The following is a 17,361-nucleotide window of genomic DNA, read 5'->3' on the forward strand; positions in this document are numbered from 1 at the left end:
CGAATCGTACGTATTCATCCTGTACTTTTAAGTAAAACAAAGGAGGGGGCGCTTGTCATCGGCCTACAGACCGATTCCACGATCAACTTTCAAATGCCTCTAGTTCTAAGCTAGTGTTTTCCCATGCTTCTAATAGGGCTTCTTGTTCAGTGCGGGCTTGTTCTAATGCTTGATTCAACGCGGTCAATTTGACATGATCATTCAACGCATCTGGTGCGGTCATGTCTTGTTCCAGTTGTTGGATCGTTTCTTCTATTGCGGCAAGTTCTTCTTCGATTTGGGTGACTTTTCGCTGTAAGGTTCTAACGGCTTTTTGCTGTTCCTTGCTTTGGACAAAGTTTTGCTTGCCCGCTGAGAGGGTGGTTTCGGTTGTTTTTGCTTCCAACATCGCTGCGATCTCAGCTTCTTCTTGTTTCTTTTCTAAATAATAATCGTAATCGCCGAGATAGAGCTTGCTGCCGTTTTCAGACAGTTCCACGACCTTGGTGGCGATTCGATTGATAAAGTAGCGGTCGTGAGATACGAAGAACAAAGTGCCTTCATAATCGATCAGCGCATTTTCTAAGACTTCTTTGCTGTCGATGTCTAAATGGTTGGTTGGCTCATCCAAAATCAAGAAATTGTCATGGTCCATGGCTAACTTTGCCAAAGCGACACGGGCTTTTTCGCCACCGCTTAATAGCGTGATCGGCTTTTCAACATCTTCTCCAGAAAATAAGAAGCTGCCTAATATATTGCGAATCTCGACTTCAGGTGTGGTGCTGTGGTCATCCCAAAGCTCATGGAGGATCGTTTTGGTTGAATGCAGATCGGATTGAGTTTGGTCATAGTACCCGATTGAGACATTGGCGCCAAAATGCACCTTTCCTTGAATAAAGGGGATTTTATGAATCAGCGATTTCAGTAAGGTTGATTTGCCGATCCCATTCGGTCCTACTAAAGCGATCGCATCTTTGCGCCGAACATCTAAGTCGATGGGCGCCGATAAGACTTCTTCTTCAGAATAACCGATAGCGGCATTTTCTACTTGCATCACAACATTTCCTGAAGGCTTTTCAATAGAAAAAAGGAAGTGGGCGGATTTTTCATCTCCTTGCGGGCGATCCAGCCGATCCATTTTCTCTAATTGCTTACGGCGACTTTGCGCGCGTTTGGTGGTAGACGCACGGACAAGGTTGCGGGCAACAAAGTCTTCCAGTTTATTGATTTCTTCTTGCTGCTTCTCAAAGGCTTTCCATTCACTTTGCAGTTGCTCCGCTTTCAGGGTCAAATAGCGGCTGTAATTGCCTTTGTAGTGGCGCATTTTTTGGCGACTCAGTTCGTAGACTTCGTTGACGACTTTGTCTAAGAAGTAACGGTCATGGGAAACGATCAGCAATGCACCGGCATATCCTTGCAGATAGTTTTCTAACCAAGATAACGTTTCGATATCTAAATGGTTGGTCGGTTCATCCAGAATCAAGATATCAGGTTTTTGCAGCAGCATTTTTGCTAATGCCAAGCGGGTTTTTTGACCACCAGAAAGGGTATTGATGGCTTGCGTGTAAAAAGAAGGATCAAACTGAAAGCCGTGCAAGACGGAGCGAATTTCATTTTCATAGCCATAACCATTTTTTTCTGCAAATTCATGCTGCAACTGGTCGTATTCTTTCAGGAGATTGCCAGAGTCAGCAGCAGGATCTGCTTTGGAGATGGCGATCTCTAAGGTACGCATGCGCTGCTCCATCTGTCGAACCGTTGCAAAAGCCCCCAGCATTTCTTCCCAAACGGTGGCCTGACTAGCAAGTCCGGTATCTTGAGCTAAGTAGCCCATCGTAGCGGTCTTGTTTTTAGCGATCGTTCCTTTATCAGGACTTTCGAGTCCAGCAATAATTTTCAGTAGCGTTGATTTACCAGCACCGTTGCGTCCAACAAGCGCGATTCGGGAATTGCTGGCAATCTCTAATTGGATTTTTTCAAATAAAAACTCGGCTCCGAAAAGACGGGCGATTTGGTTGGCTTGTAATAAAATCATGTGTATGTCATTCCTTTCTTTAAGAAACTTGTCTGTATCAAGGTTGCAATACTACAAGTCTATCATATTTTAGGGGAAACGGCGATTGGGAAAAAGTTTGATTTTACCATTATAAAATTTATATTTCAAATTATGAGCATTCAAATTGATTTTTGAACAATGTATTTGTTATGATAGCTTCATCACAAGTGAATTTTTCACAATGGGGGAGTATTCTTTGAAAGATCATCAAATTCCAAAGGCAACAGCGAAGCGATTGCCTTTATATTATCGTTACTTGCGTATTTTGCACCAAGCAGGCAAATTAAAAGTTTCTTCGACCGAACTAAGTGAAGCTGTTCAAGTTGATAGTGCGACGATCCGCCGCGACTTTTCCTACTTTGGTGAATTAGGAAAACGCGGCTATGGCTATGACGTTGAAAGCTTGATGCAGTTCTTTGCGAAGACATTGAACGAAGACCACATGACGAATGTAGCTTTAGTCGGTGTCGGAAACTTGGGGAGCGCCTTGTTGAAATACAAATTTCACCAAAGCAACAGCATTCGGATCAGTGCCGCATTTGATGTCAACGAAGATCTAGTTGGTCGAATCGTAGATGGTGTGCCGGTCTATCCAATGGATGACATGAAGGAACAAGTGAAGATCCAGCAGATCGATGTGGCTATTTTGACGGTTCCCGCACAACATTCACAAGATTTAGTGAACGAGCTTGTGAAAGCTGGCATTAAAGGAATCTTGAACTTTACACCTGCACGGATCACTGCACCAAAAGGCGTGCTGATTCAAAACGTTGACTTAACCAATGAATTGCAAACATTGATTTATTTCTTGCATTCAGGCAACGTCTTGTCCCATGAAGAACCAGTAGAAGAACCATCACTAAGCGAATAATCGCATCACATAAATAGGAACCAACAAAACAGCTGCCAGATCGTAGTATATACAACGATCTGACAGCTGTTTTGTTGCTTTCATTCACTGAACTTACTCGTCTAACTGGTCAAAAAGTGATTCATAGGAATCTTGCTCTTCAACGCTTGTGAGCGCTTCTTGATACCGCAAGATTTGTTGAGTCAAACGTGTGAAATCGATGATGCGGGCTTCACGATGCACTTCTTTCCCATTCGCGAACAAGAGGACGACGGGCACCGTCAAGACCGAAAATAGACTGGCTGCTTCTGGCTCTGCCAGCGTGTTGATGGTAAATAGGGGGAGTTGCTGGGTTTGTGCCAGTTTTTGGATGCGTGGTTTGTCTGCAACACAAATACTGCAATTCGGTTGAGAGAGATAGATTAGTGCCAACGGTTGTTGGGCGAGCTGCTCTTGGATCGGTTGATTTTTTTGCATAAGTCATTCCTCCATGGAAAATGTACGCTGTTCTTGAGGAAAAGTCAAAATATCTGCTAGCAGCTGATCGCTTAGGTGAGTAAGAAGGATTCAAAGATAAGGGAAATCTAAAGCAACGATTAAAAAAATAGGCTGCTTTAAAAAAAACGTTGTACAAAAAAAGGAAAAAACGTATAGTAATTCCAGCGTTTCGAATTTATTGATAAAGAAGGTTAAAGTTATGTTTCAGGCATTACCGAATTCTGTCCTGCAAATGAGTGTTATTTTTTTATCTATCGTCATTGAAGCCTTGCCGTTTGTCCTATTGGGCTGCTTGATCTCAGGTGCCTTACAAGTCTTCTTGACGCCAGAAAGAGTCACGAGACTCTTACCAAAAAACAAATTGGCATCGATCACAGTTGGTTGTGGTCTGGGGGTCTTTTTTCCTTCCTGCGAATGTGGGATCGTACCGATCGTTAATCAGTTCGTAAAAAAAGAGGTGCCAGTGTATACGGCGTTTGCCTTTATGCTGACTGCACCGATCATCAATCCTATCGTGATTTTTTCTACATTCATTGCCTTTGGAAATTCCGCGAAGTTCGCCTTTTTGCGTGTACTGGGCAGCTTATTGGTCGCAATGGTCGTGGGGATCTGGCTGGCGTATTTTAACAAACAAGAGATCTTAAAAACACGGCTTGCCAATCAATTAAGTGGCGGGAATGAGCAGGCAGCTCACCCACACCATCAGGGGCATGATCACGCCCACCATCAAACGGAAAAGAGCAGTCATCCGCTCCTTCGGCAGATTCGTCATTTGCTGCAGCATAGTTTGGATGAGTTTTTCGATACTGGGCGTTATTTGATCATTGGTGCGTTGATCGCCTCAGCGATGCAGACCTATCTGCCAACTGGTTTGATGCTGACATTAGGCTCCACGAAGCTGTTAGCGGTCTTCGTCATGCTGTTGTTGGCACTAACGTTATCCCTATGTTCCGAAGCAGATGCCTTTATCGGCTCTTCGTTGTTGAGTTTATTCGGCACTGGACCAGTCGTCGGTTTCCTGATTTTTGGTCCAATGGTAGATATTAAAAACCTGTTGATGATGAAGCGGTACTTTTCAGGGCGTTTTATCGCTTCTTTAGTTGGATTAGTCGCAATCGTCGTTTCAATTTATGCATGGGTGGTGTAAAGAATGGTTCGTTTTTTGATCTTATCAGGCTATTTTGAATTGATGATGTACTTGCAAGTGACGGGCAAACTCAATCAGTTTATCAACATTCATTATCGCTATCTCGCTATTTTATCCATGATCATTTCTTTATTATTGGCTTTGGTCCAGCTGTATTTTTGGGTCAAACAAGAGCCTGAGCATCATCATGACGATGAGCATCAGCATGGATTGGAGAAAAAACACCAACGAGTGATTGCGTATTTTCTATTAGCCTTACCGATCATCGTGGGTCTCTTTTTCCCCACCGTTAGCTTGGATACGACGATCGTTGAAGCAAAAGGGTTTAATTTCCCCCTAAGTGAAGAATCTGTGGGGGATCCAGAAATGACGACCCAATATCTGAAACCCGATACAAGTCTTTATTTTAACAAAGAAGATTATGACACTCAGATGGATGCAGCGTTGGCACGTTACGCCAAAGATGAGACAATTGCGGTAACGGAAGAAAATTACTTGGAAGTCATGGAGTTGATCTATACGTACCCGAGCGAATTTATTGGCAAGAAAATCACCTATGATGGATTTGTGTACCATGCAGATCAAGATGATGCCAATGAAATCTTTTTGTTTCGTTTTGGCATTATCCATTGTGTGGCTGATTCAGGCGTTTTTGGCTTGCGAGTGGAATTACCACAACAAACAACGGCAGAAAATAACCAGTGGCTCCACGTGGAAGGGACGATCCAATCGAAGTACTATCAACCCTTCAAACGGGACTTGCCGATGGTGGTAGCAGACCAAGAGAAGACGATTGAAGCACCAGAAAACCAGTATGTCTATCGCGCTTTCTAGCTTTTTTTAAGAAAGTTCATAAAAACATCATAAACCTTTGTTATAATGGAGAAAATCTAAGCATATGTTTGTAGTTTTATCAAACGTTTAGTACAATATAGTAGGAACATATGCTAAAATCTATACAAAAGAGAGGTGTCGTGAAATGGGTTTTACAGATGAAACAGTTCGCTTTGATTTTGATGATAGCCGTAAAAAAGAAGTCAGCGAAACATTAGCTATCGTCTACCGAGCATTAGAGGAAAAAGGATACAATCCGATCAATCAAATCGTCGGTTATCTCCTTTCTGGCGACCCGGCTTACATTCCTCGTTATCGGGATGCCCGGAATTTGATTCGTCGTCACGAACGGGATGAGATCATGGAAGTTCTGATCCGTTATTATTTAGGCAATCACGGGATCAACCTATAATGAGAATCATGGGATTGGATGTTGGTTCGCGGACAGTCGGCGTGGCGGTCAGTGACCCAATGGGCTGGACAGCACAAGGGATCGAGATCATTCGCATCAATGAAGATGAAGGCAATTTCGGTTATGATCGACTTGCTGAATTGGTGAAAGAATATGAAGTCTCACGTTTTGTGGTAGGACTACCTAAAAATATGAATAATACGATCGGACCTAGAGCGGAAGCTTCTATGGCTTACGGCGCAGCGATCGAACAGCAATTCGGTTTGCCGGTCGTTTACCAAGACGAACGTCTGACGACCGTTCAAGCAGAACGAATGCTGGTAGAACAGGCGAATACATCGCGTGCCAAACGAAAAAAAGTGATTGATAAATTAGCAGCAGTCATGATTTTGCAGAATTATTTAGATGGTGCTGGGAAACAGCTGTTTTAATTTACAGAAAAGAGGAAAATAAATGTCAGAACATACACACGATCATAACCACGATCACGATCATGAAGGACATGAACACATTACTTTAATCGATGATCAAGGAAATGAAACCTTATACGAAATTCTATTAACGGTTGACGGTACGGAAGAATTCGGCCGCAACTACGTCTTGCTTTATCCAGCAGGCGTACCAGAAGAAGAAGACGTTGAATTACAAGCGTACGCTTATATTGAAAACGAAGACGGTTCTGAAGGTGAATTAGAACAGATCGAAACAGAAGCAGAATGGGATATGATTGAAGAAGTCTTCAACACATTCATGGCGGAAGAAGAAGAGTAATAAGTTGCAAGTGCTGACCCTTTCCATAAGGGATCAGCACTTTTTTTGATTTAACGACTGTTTATTTTAGAAGCATGTCTGCTTTTTTGAAAGGAATGAGAAAAATGAGTAACGTAACGATATTCGAGCTTGAAAAGATCGCAGAAGAGCAGCTAGTTTTTGCCGTAATCATCAGCAAGTACCAAGAAAAGTTCGTCTATGTCAAACACAAAGAACGAGACACCTTGGAGATCCCTGGAGGCAAGCGAGAACTAGGAGAAAGCATCACAGAGTGTGCTGCCCGTGAATTAAAAGAAGAAACAGGCGCTAAGCACTTTACCCTAGAGCCGTTATTTATCTATGGGATAGAAAAAGACGGGGAGATCGATTACGGCTTGGTGTTCGAAGCCCAGATCACGGACTTGCAGGATGAATTGACCTCAGAGATCGAAGCAATCTATGTAATGGCAGAGCCGCCTGCCAACTGGACATATCCAACGATTCAGCCGTTGTTGTTGGCAGAATATTTCTCACGAACATAAAAATAATTCAGCCAGCTCAAATGGAGGGCTGTCTTAAGTTGAAAAGTAAAAGCAGCGTGTTGAGTAGGAGTGAGCGAATGAGTTGCGTGATCCTGCAATCAGGCGTAGGATAAAAATGTAAACGTTATCTTATTGGAGAGTAGGGAAAGGCATGGAAAAAATCTATCAAGCAAGTACCGCAGAAGGAGCAATCGATTTTATCAATATGTGCGATTTGGAGATCGCGGCAGAGGAAGTGATTCCTAAAGGTGGGTATGGCTATATCAGCAGTGGTGCGGGGGATATTTTTACCTATCAAGAAAATGAACGCGCCTTCAATCACAAATTGATCATTCCTCATGTCTTAAAGGACATTGAATTACCGGACACAACGTTGTCCTTTGGCGGTGATACGTTGTCAGCGCCAATCATTATGGCGCCTGTTGCCGCCCACGGCTTAGCAAATGTTGCGGCAGAACAAGCGTCAGCCAAAGGGGTTTCCCGTTTTGGCACGATCTATACGGCGAGTTCGTATGCCTCTTGTACGTTGGAAGAAATCCGAGCAGCTGGTGGTCAAGAAGCTCCGCAGTGGTTCCAGTTTTATATGAGCAAAGACGATGGTATTAACAAAGACATCTTGGCGATGGCAAAACGCAATGGCGCCAAAGCGATCGTTTTGACCGCAGATGCAACTGTTGGGGGCAATCGAGAAACGGATCGCCGCAATGGTTTCACCTTTCCGTTGGCAATGCCGATCGTTCAGGCCTATCAATCAGGGATCGGACAAACGATGGATGCGGTTTACGGCTCCTCAAAACAAAAATTAAGTCCCCAGGATGTCGCTTTTATCGCCAAAGAATCTGATTTACCAGTTTATGTCAAAGGGGTGCAATCAGAAGAAGATGTGGAACGAGCTTTAGGGGCAGGTGCACAAGGGATTTGGGTCTCAAATCACGGGGGACGCCAATTGGATGGTGGTCCAGCTTCCTTTGATTCCTTACAGATCGTGGCTGAAGCAGTGGCAGGTCGGGCGCCGATCGTCTTTGATAGCGGGGTACGGCGAGGACAGCATGTCTTTAAAGCGATTGCTTGCGGAGCAGATCTAGTGGCGATCGGCCGCCCAGTGATCTATGGGTTGGCCCTAGGTGGTGCTACCGGTGTTCAACAAGTCTTTGATTTCTTCAAAAAAGAATTGGAGATGGTCATGCAGCTTGCGGGGACGCAAACGGTGGCAGATATTAAAAAAGCCGTTTTACGGGACAATCGCTATTTATAAGTAATCCCTCAAAAAGGCGCTAGAATCGCTGATTCTGGTGCTTTTTTTAATGGATTTTTCTGATCATGCCGAGGAGCAGGAGCAACTGCTTTCGCTGAAAAAAGTGTATATGATTTTGAAACAATTGCAAAATCAGCTACACTTAAAAGAGACCAATAAACTAAAGGAGAGAGATTGATGATTCCAAAAATTATTCATTATTGCTGGTTTGGCGGCAATCCATTAGGTGAACAAGAAAAGAAATACATGGATACCTGGAAAAAATATTGTCCGGATTATGAGATCAAACGTTGGGATGAATCAACGATCGACCTTTCAAAATTCGGTCCTTATCTAAAAGAGGCCTATGACCAAGAAGAATGGGCCTTTGTGTCAGATGTGGTTCGTTTGTATGCATTAGTGACAGAAGGCGGTATTTATATGGATACCGATATCGAGGTGGTCAAACCTTTAGATGAGCTCTTGACACTGGAGGCATTTATGGGCTTTGAGATCGAAACCAAGATTTCTACGGGGATCATTGGAGCGGTGCCGCATCATCCCTTTATGGAAGAATGGTACCACGATTACGATGACCGAAAATTTGTCCGGGCAGAAAAAACGGAAGATGTCGTCACCAATGTGATCCGAGTGACGGAACTGTTGCAAAACCACGGATTAGAATTGAATAATCAACGACAAACCGTTAAGGGTGTAGAAATCTTCCCGCAAATGACGTTTTCACCAAAAAGCTATATCACTGGTGAGGTCGAGGAAGATCCGAGTACGATGGTGATCCATCAGTTTTCTGGCTCTTGGTTGTAAAAGAGTAAGTCTATGAAAGGACGGACAGTGGGGAAAGCTGTCCGTCCTTTTTGCTTTTGCAAGGGATGATGGAGATGTGATAGAATAGCTTGAAAAAATGAGGAGGCGTTTTGATGGCTATCAAACGATGTACTTTGGCAGATTTAGAAGAATTGGGAGAAATCAGCGTATCCACCTATTACGATATATTTGCTCCTTTCAATACGGAGGAAAATACTCGTATCTATCTAGAAGAAGCCTACAATCTGCCGAAACTGACCCGAGAGTTAGAAAATCCGCAATCGGCGTTTTATTTTTTACAAGAAAATGATCAAACCGTAGGATATATCAAACTTAACTGGGGTGAGGCGCAAACGGAAGCGATTGCCCCAGAGGGGTTGGAAATTGAACGAATCTATATCATAAAAGAACATAAGCGCAGAGGCTATGGCAAAACACTGCTGCTGTTTGCCCAAGAGACCGCTAAAGAGCTACAGAAAAAGTCGATCTGGTTAGGTGTTTGGGAATTTAACGACAATGCGTTGGCTTTTTATCATACGATGGGCTTTGAAAGAGTTGGCAGTCACTCCTTTTTTATGGGGGATGATGAGCAGACGGATTTCTTGATGCTAAAAGAACTTTGAAATCTGCCTTTGTATGAGGAATTAGAAATTACTTTCCATTTTTTTGGCAATCAAGTATAGTTAAAGGGATTGATGAAAAAAGAACGATTGGTGAAAACCATCGCTAAGGAGAGCAATTGTAAATGGAAAAACAGAGAAACGAAAGTATTTTGTCACGTTTTCTTAAAGGCGTGGTGATTGCCTTGGGCTTTATCTTGCCTGGTGTTTCAGGTGGCGTATTGGCAGCCATCTTAGGCATTTATGAGCGGATGCTGCGCTTTATGGCACATCTGACGAAGAATTTTAGAGAGAATCTCCTCTTTTTCCTGCCAGTAGGGATCGGGGGAATCGTAGGGATCGGGCTTTTATCAAAGCCATTAGAGTGGCTGCTGCAAAACTATCAAATCATCGTTTTGTGGGGCTTTGCGGGGGCAATTATTGGGACGTTACCAGCACTTGCTAAAGAATCGACCTTGAAAAGCAAACGGACAACCGGCGACCTGCTTTGGTTCTTCGGCAGTATGGTCATCGGCTTCTTGTTCCTCTATTTTATGGGCGATATCTTAGGAACGATCCCTGCCAATTTCATAGGTTTCGTGATCGCCGGCGGTCTGATCGCGTTAGGTGTTTTGGTTCCTGGCTTGAGTCCTTCAAACCTTTTGCTCGTTCTGGGCCTTTATGATCCGATGTTGAAAGGCTTTAAGAGCTTTGACATCATGGGGGTCTTTCTACCGATCGCCATTGGCGGTTTGGCAGTGATGCTGCTGTTTTCGAAATTGATGGAGTGGCTATTGACCCATTATCATTCAAAAGTCTATCACTTCATTTTAGGGATCGTTATTGCCTCAACGATATTGATCGTGATTCCTCCGGTGGCAAACTATAGCGGCTTTACTTGGGTAACGGCTGTCATCGGAATTATTTTGTTTGTCTTGGGGGCTTGGTTAGGTCTTTGGATGAGCAAGCTGGAAGAAAAATATAAGTAAATCAAAACGGCACATCGTTTGGCGATGTGCCGTTTTTGTTAGGTAATGATGGGGACAGCTAAGAAGAAGCGTTGGTCGACAACTGGTAGTAAAAAGATGGGAACGTTTGATAACGATATGATACAGGTTTAAAAACTGTTCTATTTTTGTTGAAAGATTTCCTAGTGTTTGGTATATTGTAGTCTATATAAAGAAGAATTTTTCATGTGTTACAGTTTAGATAATTGTTTGAGGGCTTGAGGAAAAGGAGGGGCAAGCATGCAAGATGCGACCTATTGGGCGGAACAATTGCGGCAAGGAAAAATCAGTTTTGCAGAGCGGGTGGCGATGATCGAAGAAAAAGTCAATCAACAAAATCCGCTTTTGAATGCGCTTGTAACATTTGATCCGCAAGCAGCGATCCAGCATTACGAGCAGCATCTTCAAAAAACGGTTTTTGGGGGACAACCCATGCCGTTAAAAATACTCGGCCAAACCAAAGCAGGGTGGCCAGCAACGTCAGGAGCCAAACTGTTTGCTAAAGCACGAGCCAGCCGCACGGCTCACTTTGTTTCTCGTTTAGAAGAGGTGGGCTTTGTGCCGTTAGGGCAAACCAATGCACCAGAATTTGGATTCAAAAATATCACTGATCCAACATTGTATGGGCCTACACGTAATCCGTGGAATCCTGCCTATTCAGCTGGTGGTTCCAGTGGTGGTGCGGCAGCGGCAGTGGCTTCGGGGATGTTTCCGATTGCGGGCGCCAGTGATGGCGGCGGATCGATCCGCATTCCAGCATCCTTTAGCGGATTGATTGGTTTGAAGCCAACCCGTGGTACGATGCCAGTGGGTCCTAGTGAATGGCGTAGCTGGCAAGGCGCTTCCATCAACTTTGCGTTGACGCTTTCCATGCGTGATACGGAACAGTTGTTTTATGCGTTGCGGACGTCACAGCCGACAGCCCCTTATCAGGCACCGCAAGTAGAATGGCATCATCGGCAAGCGAGTCAAAAACCGCGGTTGAAGGTTGCTTTTACTACCGCATCGCCGACCGGTGGCCAAGTGTCTGAAACTGCCATCCAAGCAGTCCGAAGTGCAGCCGCATTTTTAGAAAAGCAGGGGCATGAAGTCGTTGAAGTGGGCTATCCAGTGGATGGTCAGCAAATGATGACCACCTATTACGCCATGAATGGCGGCGAAACAGCTGCGATGTTTGCTGAGATCGATGCTGCTCGTCAAGTACCGGTCAGACGGGAAGAGATGGAATTGATGACCTGGGCACTTTACCAATATGGAAAAAAACTGCCTGCCGCCGATTACGTTCTTGCCTTGCAGTGGTGGGATCAGCTGGCAGAAAAAATGGAAGAAGTCTTTTCGACCTATGATCTCTTTTTGACCCCGACGACGGCTTATCCAGCCCCTTTGATTGAGGAAGACTTACAAAGCGATAGCATACGCCAAAGACTGCATGAGATCGAGACGCTTGGAAAAAATGCTGCGGGTGAGTTGATCGAAGAAATGTTTGCCAAGAGCTATGCTCTGACACCTTACACTCAATTAGCCAATTTAACGGGGCAGCCAGCCATCAGCTTGCCAACTGCTCTTAGTGAGGAAAGGTTGCCGCTAGGGATCCAATTTATGGCGTCTAAAGGCAGAGAAGATCTACTTTTCCAAGTCGGCTATTTATTTGAAACACAGCAACGATTTCTGTTGCCAAAACAAGGAGACTAAGAGGAGGATATTATGAAACAAGTTAGAAAAGGGAAAATCGTTGCAATGGTTGGCTTTTTCGGTTTATTTGCGGGAGTCTTGTTAAGTGCCTGCAGCAAACCAACGGAAGAAGACACCAGTTTAAGCAAGGTGGAAGAAGCCAAAACATTGGTTGTTGCTACTTCGGGAACCTTGTATCCATCGTCTTACTATAACGATGAAAATGAATTAGTGGGCTATGATGTCGATGTGGCAAAAGAAGTCGCCAAACGATTAGGCGTAGAGATCACATTTAAAGAGTACAATGTCGATGGACAAGTTTCTTCTTTAACACGTGGAGAAGCCGATTTTGCTGCCAACGATTTTGGTTTGACAGATGAACGGGCAGAAAAATTCAGTCTCTCAACGCCTATTAAATACTCGTTCGATAGTATGATCGTGCGTAAAAGTGATGACTCTGGGATTGCTTCTTTAGAAGATTTGGATGGCAAAAAAGCTGCTGGTGAACCGAATACCAGCTACATGCGCTTAGCCGAATCCTATGGGGCAGAATTAGTGACTTACGACAACGCAACGAATGATCAGTATTTGACAGATGTTGCGAATGGTCGAACGGATGTGATCTTGAATGATTACTATTTGCAAAAAATGGCGGTTGCTGCTTTGCCAGATATCCCTGTTAAAATTTTAGAAGATGTCTACTTTAATCCGAATGAAACGGGCTTCTTATTTGTGAAAGATCATCAAGCATTGCAGGAAAAAGTGGATGCTGTTTTAGCAGAAATGAAAGAAGACGGCCGTTTAAAAGAACTTGCGGAAACGTATTTTCAAACCGATATTTCAGTAAAATCTGATCAAGCGATCCAAACGGTTGAAACAGACTAATGTATATTCCAACCCTTGATTTGCCGTTGATGTGGGAGTCATTGCCCTATTTGCTGTCGGGCTTGTCCTATACGGTCGGCATTGCTGTCGTTTCGTTTCTAGGAGGCAACGTATTAGGGATCATGCTCACCTTCTTAGGGATGCTGGAAAACCCCATCATTAGAGGGTTCGTGCGGGGCTACCTCTCCTTTCTAAGAGGCGTCCCAGCGTTGGTCTTGTTGTTCCTATTGTATTTTGGCTTGCCTTATCAATTGTCGGCGCTTAGTGCTGCGATCATCTGTTTTACATTGACCAGCAGCGCATTTATCGGAGAAATCTACCGAGGATCAATTGCGGGTGTGGATCGTGGGCAATTTGATGCTGCCTATGCGTTAGGGTTATCCTTTACGAAAACGATGCGTCTGATTATTTTGCCGCAAGCCTTTCGTATTTCTGTACCGGCATTGAGTAATGTGGCAATGGATTTGTTGAAAGGAACCTCCTTGGCAGCAATGATCACGATTCCTGATATTTTTCAAAAAGCTAAGATCGTTGGCGGACGAACCTTTGATTACATGTCCATGTATGTGCTAGTTGCCATCATCTATTGGCTGTTGTGTATTTTGATTGAAGCCGGGCAAAAGCGATTAGAACAACATTTTTCAAAACGCTTTGCCGCTAATGAGGCTGTAAGACAATAAAAAAAGAGCCGAGGCTCTTCAGCTGCTGTCAATGTTTCCTTGTGAGACATTGACAGCAGTTTTTTTTAGGTAATGAAGCAGCACCACAAGTTAGCCAGAGAAAAAAGGCAGAATAGTACCGTTTACTCTGGGCGGTTTTTTATGAATTCGATAAAGGTAATGATTTCAGATAGTTGATATTCAGTAAAGTCCTCATTGATTCTTGAAGCCACACGAATCTGTTTCATAGAGAGGGCTTCCAAATCATTCGGACGTCCATGCAAATAATCGAGACTGACATTGAAGTAATCAGCAAGTTCTTTTTGGATCTCAATATCGGGCATCCGATTGCCTTGCTCATACGAAGCATAGGTTGTTTTGGCGATTCCTAAATATTTTGCCATTTTTGCTTGTGTTAAACCAGATCGCGTTTTCCGCAACTGTCTTAAACGATCTTTAAACATGAAATCCCCTCCACAAAATTATTCTACTATGACACGATAGAAGCAGAAAGAAATTAATGTTTTATATCACTAATAGAGTTTTATTGCATTTACAAAGTACTCGATATGTAATACTATTTATGTGAAGAAGGATTACTACCTGTAAGAATCAGCAGATAGTGAATCGTTCTCAAGGATTTTTTTATAGCATGAAGGAGGGTAGAAGAAAGGAATAGATGCACCGAAATGGAAGCGTTTCATAAAAGGAGGAAGTGAAATGAAAAAAGTATTGATAATTTGTGCAGCAGGCATGTCTTCATCGTTGATCGCTAAAAAAGGAACAAGCTTTTTAACCACAGAAGGCTGGTCAGTGAGGATCGATGCCATCTCTGCTTCAGAGGGGATCGCTACAATCGCTAAGGATGAGTATGATTTATATTTAGTTAGCCCGCAAACGAAAATGCATTTTGCCAATTTAAAGAAAAGCGCCGATAAATACGGCAAACCAATCGTGAATATTCCCCCGCAAGCATATATTCCGATACCGATCGGGATCGAGAAATTAGCACAGCTAGTCAAAGAAAGTGTTGCATTAGAGAAAAGTGCGAAATAAATGGAGGTAGGCTATGGATAGTGAAAAAATTCAAGAAATATCCTTTGAACTTATTTTAGCAAGCGGTGATGCCCGCACGATGATTCATCAAGCCTTTGAACAGATGCGAATCAGCAGTTGTCAAGAAGCGCAAGAGTTGTTGGACACAGCCAATGATTCATTAGTCAAAGCCCACCGCATCCAGTCAAAAATGCTGCAAGAATATGCTTCAGGGACTTCATTTACCTGCGATATCTTGTTGATCCATGCACAAGATCATTTGATGACAACCATGACCCTCAGAGAAGTTGCACTAGAAATGCTAGGGATTTATCAAAAAATGAGTAGCCTTGAAGAAGCGATCCAATGCAGGAGTGCAGATGGCGAGTAAGCAAGCAAAAGTTGCTCAAAGAGATGCGTCGCAAAAACTGACGAAGAAAAATCTCTATTTTCAACGTCTGTTGCTATTGCGGTACTTAGTGGCATTCTTTTTCTTTTTTAACCTATATTGGCTGTTGGCTGCTTCTTTGGCAGGGCAATGGCTGCGCGTGGTTCCACTGAGCCTGTTGCTGTTTTCAATGGGAGCGATCAGTGAGTTTATCCGCTTATATGGACACCACGCAACCATCGTTTCCAAGCAACTCTTTTTTACAACTTGGTATTTACGCCTTCAAATGGGGACAATGGCCATTCTTTTTTTATTGACTTTTTTTGGAGTGACAGAAGTTATTTTCCCCTATTTCACCTCGCAAAGTACCGAGTATGTTCGCATAGTTCTCTGGATAAGTGGCGTCTTTGCATGGAGTGGTATCAGAAAACTGAAGAAAATTTTTCGCAATGAAGACCGACATTGGCAATGGATACGCGAATTTGAAGAGATAGAAAGAAAGGGTGATTGATTTGACAGAATCGAACAATAAACTATTTCAACTTTTGGAAAAAGCAGTAATGGGTCCGATGGGAAAGATTTCCCAATACAAAATCGTTCGTAGCATCATGGCGGCAGGGATGGCGTCGATTCCTTTTACGATCGTAGGCTCAATGTTTTTAGTATTCAACATTTTACCGATCACGTTTCCGTTTTTAGCTGACTTTTTTGAAGCGACTTTTTTGAATTTCAGTGATTTGTATATGTTAGCAAATAGTACGACCATGGGGTTATTGGCATTATATTTTTGTATCGTTCTGGGCTATGAGTATTCCAAGATCATTCAAGTCGAGGAGAATCTCGACCTGACGCCGATCAATGGGGCGTTGTTAGGTGTTTTTGCTACATTGATGTCGATTCCTCAGCTTGTTTTTGACGGCGGAAAAATGACACGGATGAATGATGTGGAAGAAGGGCTGATCAATGGTTGGTTGATTGGTGCCGATGGGGTCGCACGTTTAGGAACTGTTGGTATTTTCACTGGGATCGTGATGGCGGTCGTTGCTGTTCAGTTGTATCGTCTCTGTGTAAAAAACAACTGGGTCATCAAAATGCCGGAAGAAGTGCCTGAAGGTGTGGCTCGTAGTTTTACGGCACTGATACCAGCCTTTGTGGTGGCAGTCGTGGTTCTGACCATCAATGGTGTTTTAGTTGTTTTAGGGACGGATATTTTTCAACTAGTAGCAATTCCGTTCGGGTTTGTTACCCATCTTACGGATAGCTGGTTGGGAATCATGGTGATTTACTTCCTCGCACATGCCTTGTGGTTGGTAGGGATTCATGGATTCAATATCATTAGTCCACTGATTACCCCGATCATGTTAGCTAATTTAGCTGCCAATGTTGAAGGGGCGAGTTTCCCATTAGCAGGCCAATTTACCAACGGGTACGTGACATTAGGTGGTTCGGGAGCAACCCTTGGTTTTACCTTATTTATGATCTACATTGCTAAATCGAAACAGATGAAAGTATTAGGAAGAGCTGCCATCGTCCCGTCGATTTTCAATATCAATGAACCGATCATTTTCGGCGTGCCGATCATCTATAATCCTTATTTAGCAATTCCTTTCTTGTTAGCACCGATGGCATCCGCCACGATCGCGTATTTTGCCACAAGGATGGAATTGATTCGTCCCATGATCGCCAATATTCCTTTCCCAACACCCGTTGGACTTGGTGGCTTTATTGGCACCGGTGGAGACTGGCGTGCAGGCGTCGTTGCCATTGTTTGTGCAGTTGTTTCTTTCTTGATCTATTTTCCATTTGCGAAGTTTTATGACACAAAATTGCTGAAAGAAGAACAAGAAGCCGCATAAGACGAGCAGTTGGGAAAACAGCAAGTAGCTACATTATCCCTATAAGAAAAAGATAGTTGTCCCTTTGCAGTTGAAGGGATAACTGTTTTTGCAATGGTCCTTCTTTTTCATGGTAAAATAAAGAAAAGCAAATC

At 43.4% G+C, this 17,361-nt stretch carries 21 protein-coding genes; 18 read left to right on the top strand and 3 right to left on the bottom strand.

The window, feature by feature from the left end; genetic code table 11:
* Positions 1-82 precede the first annotated feature (82 nt).
* Entirely contained in the window at positions 83-2,014 is a 1,932-nt protein-coding gene (locus tag Q1X33_RS12735; protein ID WP_005228548.1) for an ABC-F family ATP-binding cassette domain-containing protein, read from the bottom strand.
* A 217-nt stretch (positions 2,015-2,231) separates the two neighbouring features.
* On the opposite strand from Q1X33_RS12735, the gene Q1X33_RS12740 reads away from it, so the two are divergent.
* Positions 2,232-2,906 (top strand): redox-sensing transcriptional repressor Rex, encoded by a 675-nt coding sequence (locus Q1X33_RS12740; RefSeq protein ID WP_005228549.1) that lies wholly within the window; start codon positions 2,232-2,234, stop codon positions 2,904-2,906.
* 93 nt (positions 2,907-2,999) lie between these two features.
* Here Q1X33_RS12740 and Q1X33_RS12745 read toward each other — a convergent pair whose 3' ends face one another.
* Positions 3,000-3,362 (bottom strand): thioredoxin family protein, encoded by a 363-nt coding sequence (locus tag Q1X33_RS12745; RefSeq protein WP_005228551.1) that lies wholly within the window; start codon positions 3,360-3,362, stop codon positions 3,000-3,002.
* A gap of 220 nt (positions 3,363-3,582) precedes the next feature.
* On the opposite strand from Q1X33_RS12745, the gene Q1X33_RS12750 reads away from it, so the two are divergent.
* The 13 genes from Q1X33_RS12750 to Q1X33_RS12810 all read left to right on the top strand — a co-directional run bounded on the left by Q1X33_RS12750 (position 3,583) and on the right by Q1X33_RS12810 (position 13,969).
* Entirely contained in the window at positions 3,583-4,530 is a 948-nt protein-coding gene (locus tag Q1X33_RS12750) for a permease (protein WP_034869135.1), read from the top strand.
* Positions 4,531-4,533: 3 nt separating this feature from the next.
* Complete coding sequence (locus Q1X33_RS12755) at positions 4,534-5,364, top strand: TIGR03943 family protein (protein WP_005228555.1); 831 nt, start codon at positions 4,534-4,536, stop codon at positions 5,362-5,364.
* Positions 5,365-5,509: 145 nt separating this feature from the next.
* Positions 5,510-5,776 carry an IreB family regulatory phosphoprotein gene (locus Q1X33_RS12760; protein ID WP_005228556.1) on the top strand — a complete coding sequence of 89 codons (267 nt, stop codon included), beginning with the start codon at positions 5,510-5,512 and terminating at the stop codon, positions 5,774-5,776.
* Positions 5,776-6,207, top strand: coding sequence for a Holliday junction resolvase RuvX (gene ruvX / locus Q1X33_RS12765; RefSeq protein ID WP_005234242.1), 432 nt, complete (start codon positions 5,776-5,778; stop codon positions 6,205-6,207). Before Q1X33_RS12760 ends, ruvX begins: the two co-directional genes overlap by 1 nt.
* 22 nt (positions 6,208-6,229) lie before the next feature.
* Positions 6,230-6,547 carry a DUF1292 domain-containing protein gene (locus Q1X33_RS12770; protein ID WP_005228559.1) on the top strand — a complete coding sequence of 106 codons (318 nt, stop codon included), beginning with the start codon at positions 6,230-6,232 and terminating at the stop codon, positions 6,545-6,547.
* 104 nt (positions 6,548-6,651) lie between these two features.
* Positions 6,652-7,068 (top strand): NUDIX domain-containing protein, encoded by a 417-nt coding sequence (locus tag Q1X33_RS12775; protein ID WP_034869137.1) that lies wholly within the window; start codon positions 6,652-6,654, stop codon positions 7,066-7,068.
* A 151-nt stretch (positions 7,069-7,219) separates the two neighbouring features.
* Positions 7,220-8,323: an alpha-hydroxy-acid oxidizing protein gene (locus Q1X33_RS12780; protein ID WP_005228563.1), complete on the top strand. Its 1,104-nt coding sequence runs from the start codon at positions 7,220-7,222 to the stop codon at positions 8,321-8,323.
* Positions 8,324-8,500: 177 nt separating this feature from the next.
* Positions 8,501-9,127, top strand: coding sequence for a glycosyltransferase family 32 protein (locus Q1X33_RS12785; RefSeq protein WP_010749841.1), 627 nt, complete (start codon positions 8,501-8,503; stop codon positions 9,125-9,127).
* 113 nt (positions 9,128-9,240) lie between these two features.
* Positions 9,241-9,750 carry a GNAT family N-acetyltransferase gene (locus Q1X33_RS12790; RefSeq protein ID WP_034869139.1) on the top strand — a complete coding sequence of 170 codons (510 nt, stop codon included), beginning with the start codon at positions 9,241-9,243 and terminating at the stop codon, positions 9,748-9,750.
* A gap of 122 nt (positions 9,751-9,872) precedes the next feature.
* Positions 9,873-10,715: a DUF368 domain-containing protein gene (locus Q1X33_RS12795; RefSeq protein WP_005228568.1), complete on the top strand. Its 843-nt coding sequence runs from the start codon at positions 9,873-9,875 to the stop codon at positions 10,713-10,715.
* Positions 10,716-10,973: 258 nt separating this feature from the next.
* Positions 10,974-12,425, top strand: coding sequence for an amidase (locus Q1X33_RS12800; RefSeq protein ID WP_005228570.1), 1,452 nt, complete (start codon positions 10,974-10,976; stop codon positions 12,423-12,425).
* Between the two features lie 12 nt (positions 12,426-12,437).
* The gene (locus tag Q1X33_RS12805; RefSeq protein ID WP_005228573.1) at positions 12,438-13,289 is read left to right on the top strand and encodes a transporter substrate-binding domain-containing protein; all 852 of its coding nucleotides are present in this window, start codon (positions 12,438-12,440) and stop codon (positions 13,287-13,289) included.
* Positions 13,289-13,969 (top strand): amino acid ABC transporter permease, encoded by a 681-nt coding sequence (locus tag Q1X33_RS12810; RefSeq protein WP_005228575.1) that lies wholly within the window; start codon positions 13,289-13,291, stop codon positions 13,967-13,969. The genes Q1X33_RS12805 and Q1X33_RS12810 overlap by 1 nt, the downstream gene beginning before the upstream one ends.
* Before the next feature lie 122 nt (positions 13,970-14,091).
* Here the strand turns inward: Q1X33_RS12810 and Q1X33_RS12815 are convergent, their stop codons facing one another.
* Positions 14,092-14,412, bottom strand: a complete 321-nt coding sequence (locus Q1X33_RS12815; RefSeq protein ID WP_005228576.1) for a helix-turn-helix domain-containing protein — start codon at positions 14,410-14,412, stop codon at positions 14,092-14,094.
* 256 nt (positions 14,413-14,668) lie between these two features.
* Here Q1X33_RS12815 and Q1X33_RS12820 point away from each other — a divergent pair, with 256 nt between their 5' ends.
* Genes Q1X33_RS12820 through celB form a run of 4 tightly spaced genes read left to right on the top strand, consistent with a single transcriptional unit; the run spans position 14,669 to position 17,227 of the window.
* Complete coding sequence (locus tag Q1X33_RS12820) at positions 14,669-15,004, top strand: PTS cellobiose transporter subunit IIB (protein ID WP_005228578.1); 336 nt, start codon at positions 14,669-14,671, stop codon at positions 15,002-15,004.
* Positions 15,005-15,017: 13 nt separating this feature from the next.
* A complete protein-coding gene (locus Q1X33_RS12825) occupies positions 15,018-15,374 on the top strand; it encodes a PTS lactose/cellobiose transporter subunit IIA (RefSeq protein ID WP_010749836.1) in 357 nt (118 codons plus the stop codon).
* Positions 15,364-15,882, top strand: a complete 519-nt coding sequence (locus Q1X33_RS12830) for a hypothetical protein (protein ID WP_118215059.1) — start codon at positions 15,364-15,366, stop codon at positions 15,880-15,882. Before Q1X33_RS12825 ends, Q1X33_RS12830 begins: the two co-directional genes overlap by 11 nt.
* On the top strand, positions 15,875-17,227 hold the full coding sequence (gene celB / locus Q1X33_RS12835; RefSeq protein ID WP_005228585.1) for a PTS cellobiose transporter subunit IIC: 1,353 nt from the start codon (positions 15,875-15,877) through the stop codon (positions 17,225-17,227). The genes Q1X33_RS12830 and celB overlap by 8 nt, the downstream gene beginning before the upstream one ends.
* Positions 17,228-17,361: the final 134 nt, after the last annotated feature.

The organism is Enterococcus sp. B2E4 (genome assembly GCF_030499455.1).
GTDB lineage: Bacteria > Bacillota > Bacilli > Lactobacillales > Enterococcaceae > Enterococcus_D > Enterococcus_D casseliflavus.

Excerpts from the sequence above, each read along its gene's own strand:
- Q1X33_RS12800 (WP_005228570.1), top strand. The coding sequence starts at position 10,974 with ATGCAAGATGCGACCTATTGGGCGGAACAATTGCGGCAAGGAAAAATC.
- Q1X33_RS12775 (WP_034869137.1), top strand. The coding sequence starts at position 6,652 with ATGAGTAACGTAACGATATTCGAGCTTGAAAAGATCGCAGAAGAGCAG.
- Q1X33_RS12735 (WP_005228548.1), bottom strand. The coding sequence starts at position 2,014 with ATGATTTTATTACAAGCCAACCAAATCGCCCGTCTTTTCGGAGCCGAG.
- Q1X33_RS12795 (WP_005228568.1), top strand. The coding sequence starts at position 9,873 with ATGGAAAAACAGAGAAACGAAAGTATTTTGTCACGTTTTCTTAAAGGC.
- Q1X33_RS12770 (WP_005228559.1), top strand. The coding sequence starts at position 6,230 with ATGTCAGAACATACACACGATCATAACCACGATCACGATCATGAAGGA.
- Q1X33_RS12755 (WP_005228555.1), top strand. The coding sequence starts at position 4,534 with ATGGTTCGTTTTTTGATCTTATCAGGCTATTTTGAATTGATGATGTAC.
- Q1X33_RS12790 (WP_034869139.1), top strand. The coding sequence starts at position 9,241 with ATGGCTATCAAACGATGTACTTTGGCAGATTTAGAAGAATTGGGAGAA.
- Q1X33_RS12825 (WP_010749836.1), top strand. The coding sequence starts at position 15,018 with ATGGATAGTGAAAAAATTCAAGAAATATCCTTTGAACTTATTTTAGCA.
- ruvX (WP_005234242.1), top strand. The coding sequence starts at position 5,776 with ATGAGAATCATGGGATTGGATGTTGGTTCGCGGACAGTCGGCGTGGCG.
- Q1X33_RS12785 (WP_010749841.1), top strand. The coding sequence starts at position 8,501 with ATGATTCCAAAAATTATTCATTATTGCTGGTTTGGCGGCAATCCATTA.
- Q1X33_RS12805 (WP_005228573.1), top strand. The coding sequence starts at position 12,438 with ATGAAACAAGTTAGAAAAGGGAAAATCGTTGCAATGGTTGGCTTTTTC.
- Q1X33_RS12745 (WP_005228551.1), bottom strand. The coding sequence starts at position 3,362 with ATGCAAAAAAATCAACCGATCCAAGAGCAGCTCGCCCAACAACCGTTG.
- Q1X33_RS12750 (WP_034869135.1), top strand. The coding sequence starts at position 3,583 with ATGTTTCAGGCATTACCGAATTCTGTCCTGCAAATGAGTGTTATTTTT.
- Q1X33_RS12780 (WP_005228563.1), top strand. The coding sequence starts at position 7,220 with ATGGAAAAAATCTATCAAGCAAGTACCGCAGAAGGAGCAATCGATTTT.
- Q1X33_RS12815 (WP_005228576.1), bottom strand. The coding sequence starts at position 14,412 with ATGTTTAAAGATCGTTTAAGACAGTTGCGGAAAACGCGATCTGGTTTA.
- Q1X33_RS12830 (WP_118215059.1), top strand. The coding sequence starts at position 15,364 with ATGGCGAGTAAGCAAGCAAAAGTTGCTCAAAGAGATGCGTCGCAAAAA.
- Q1X33_RS12820 (WP_005228578.1), top strand. The coding sequence starts at position 14,669 with ATGAAAAAAGTATTGATAATTTGTGCAGCAGGCATGTCTTCATCGTTG.
- Q1X33_RS12760 (WP_005228556.1), top strand. The coding sequence starts at position 5,510 with ATGGGTTTTACAGATGAAACAGTTCGCTTTGATTTTGATGATAGCCGT.
- Q1X33_RS12810 (WP_005228575.1), top strand. The coding sequence starts at position 13,289 with ATGTATATTCCAACCCTTGATTTGCCGTTGATGTGGGAGTCATTGCCC.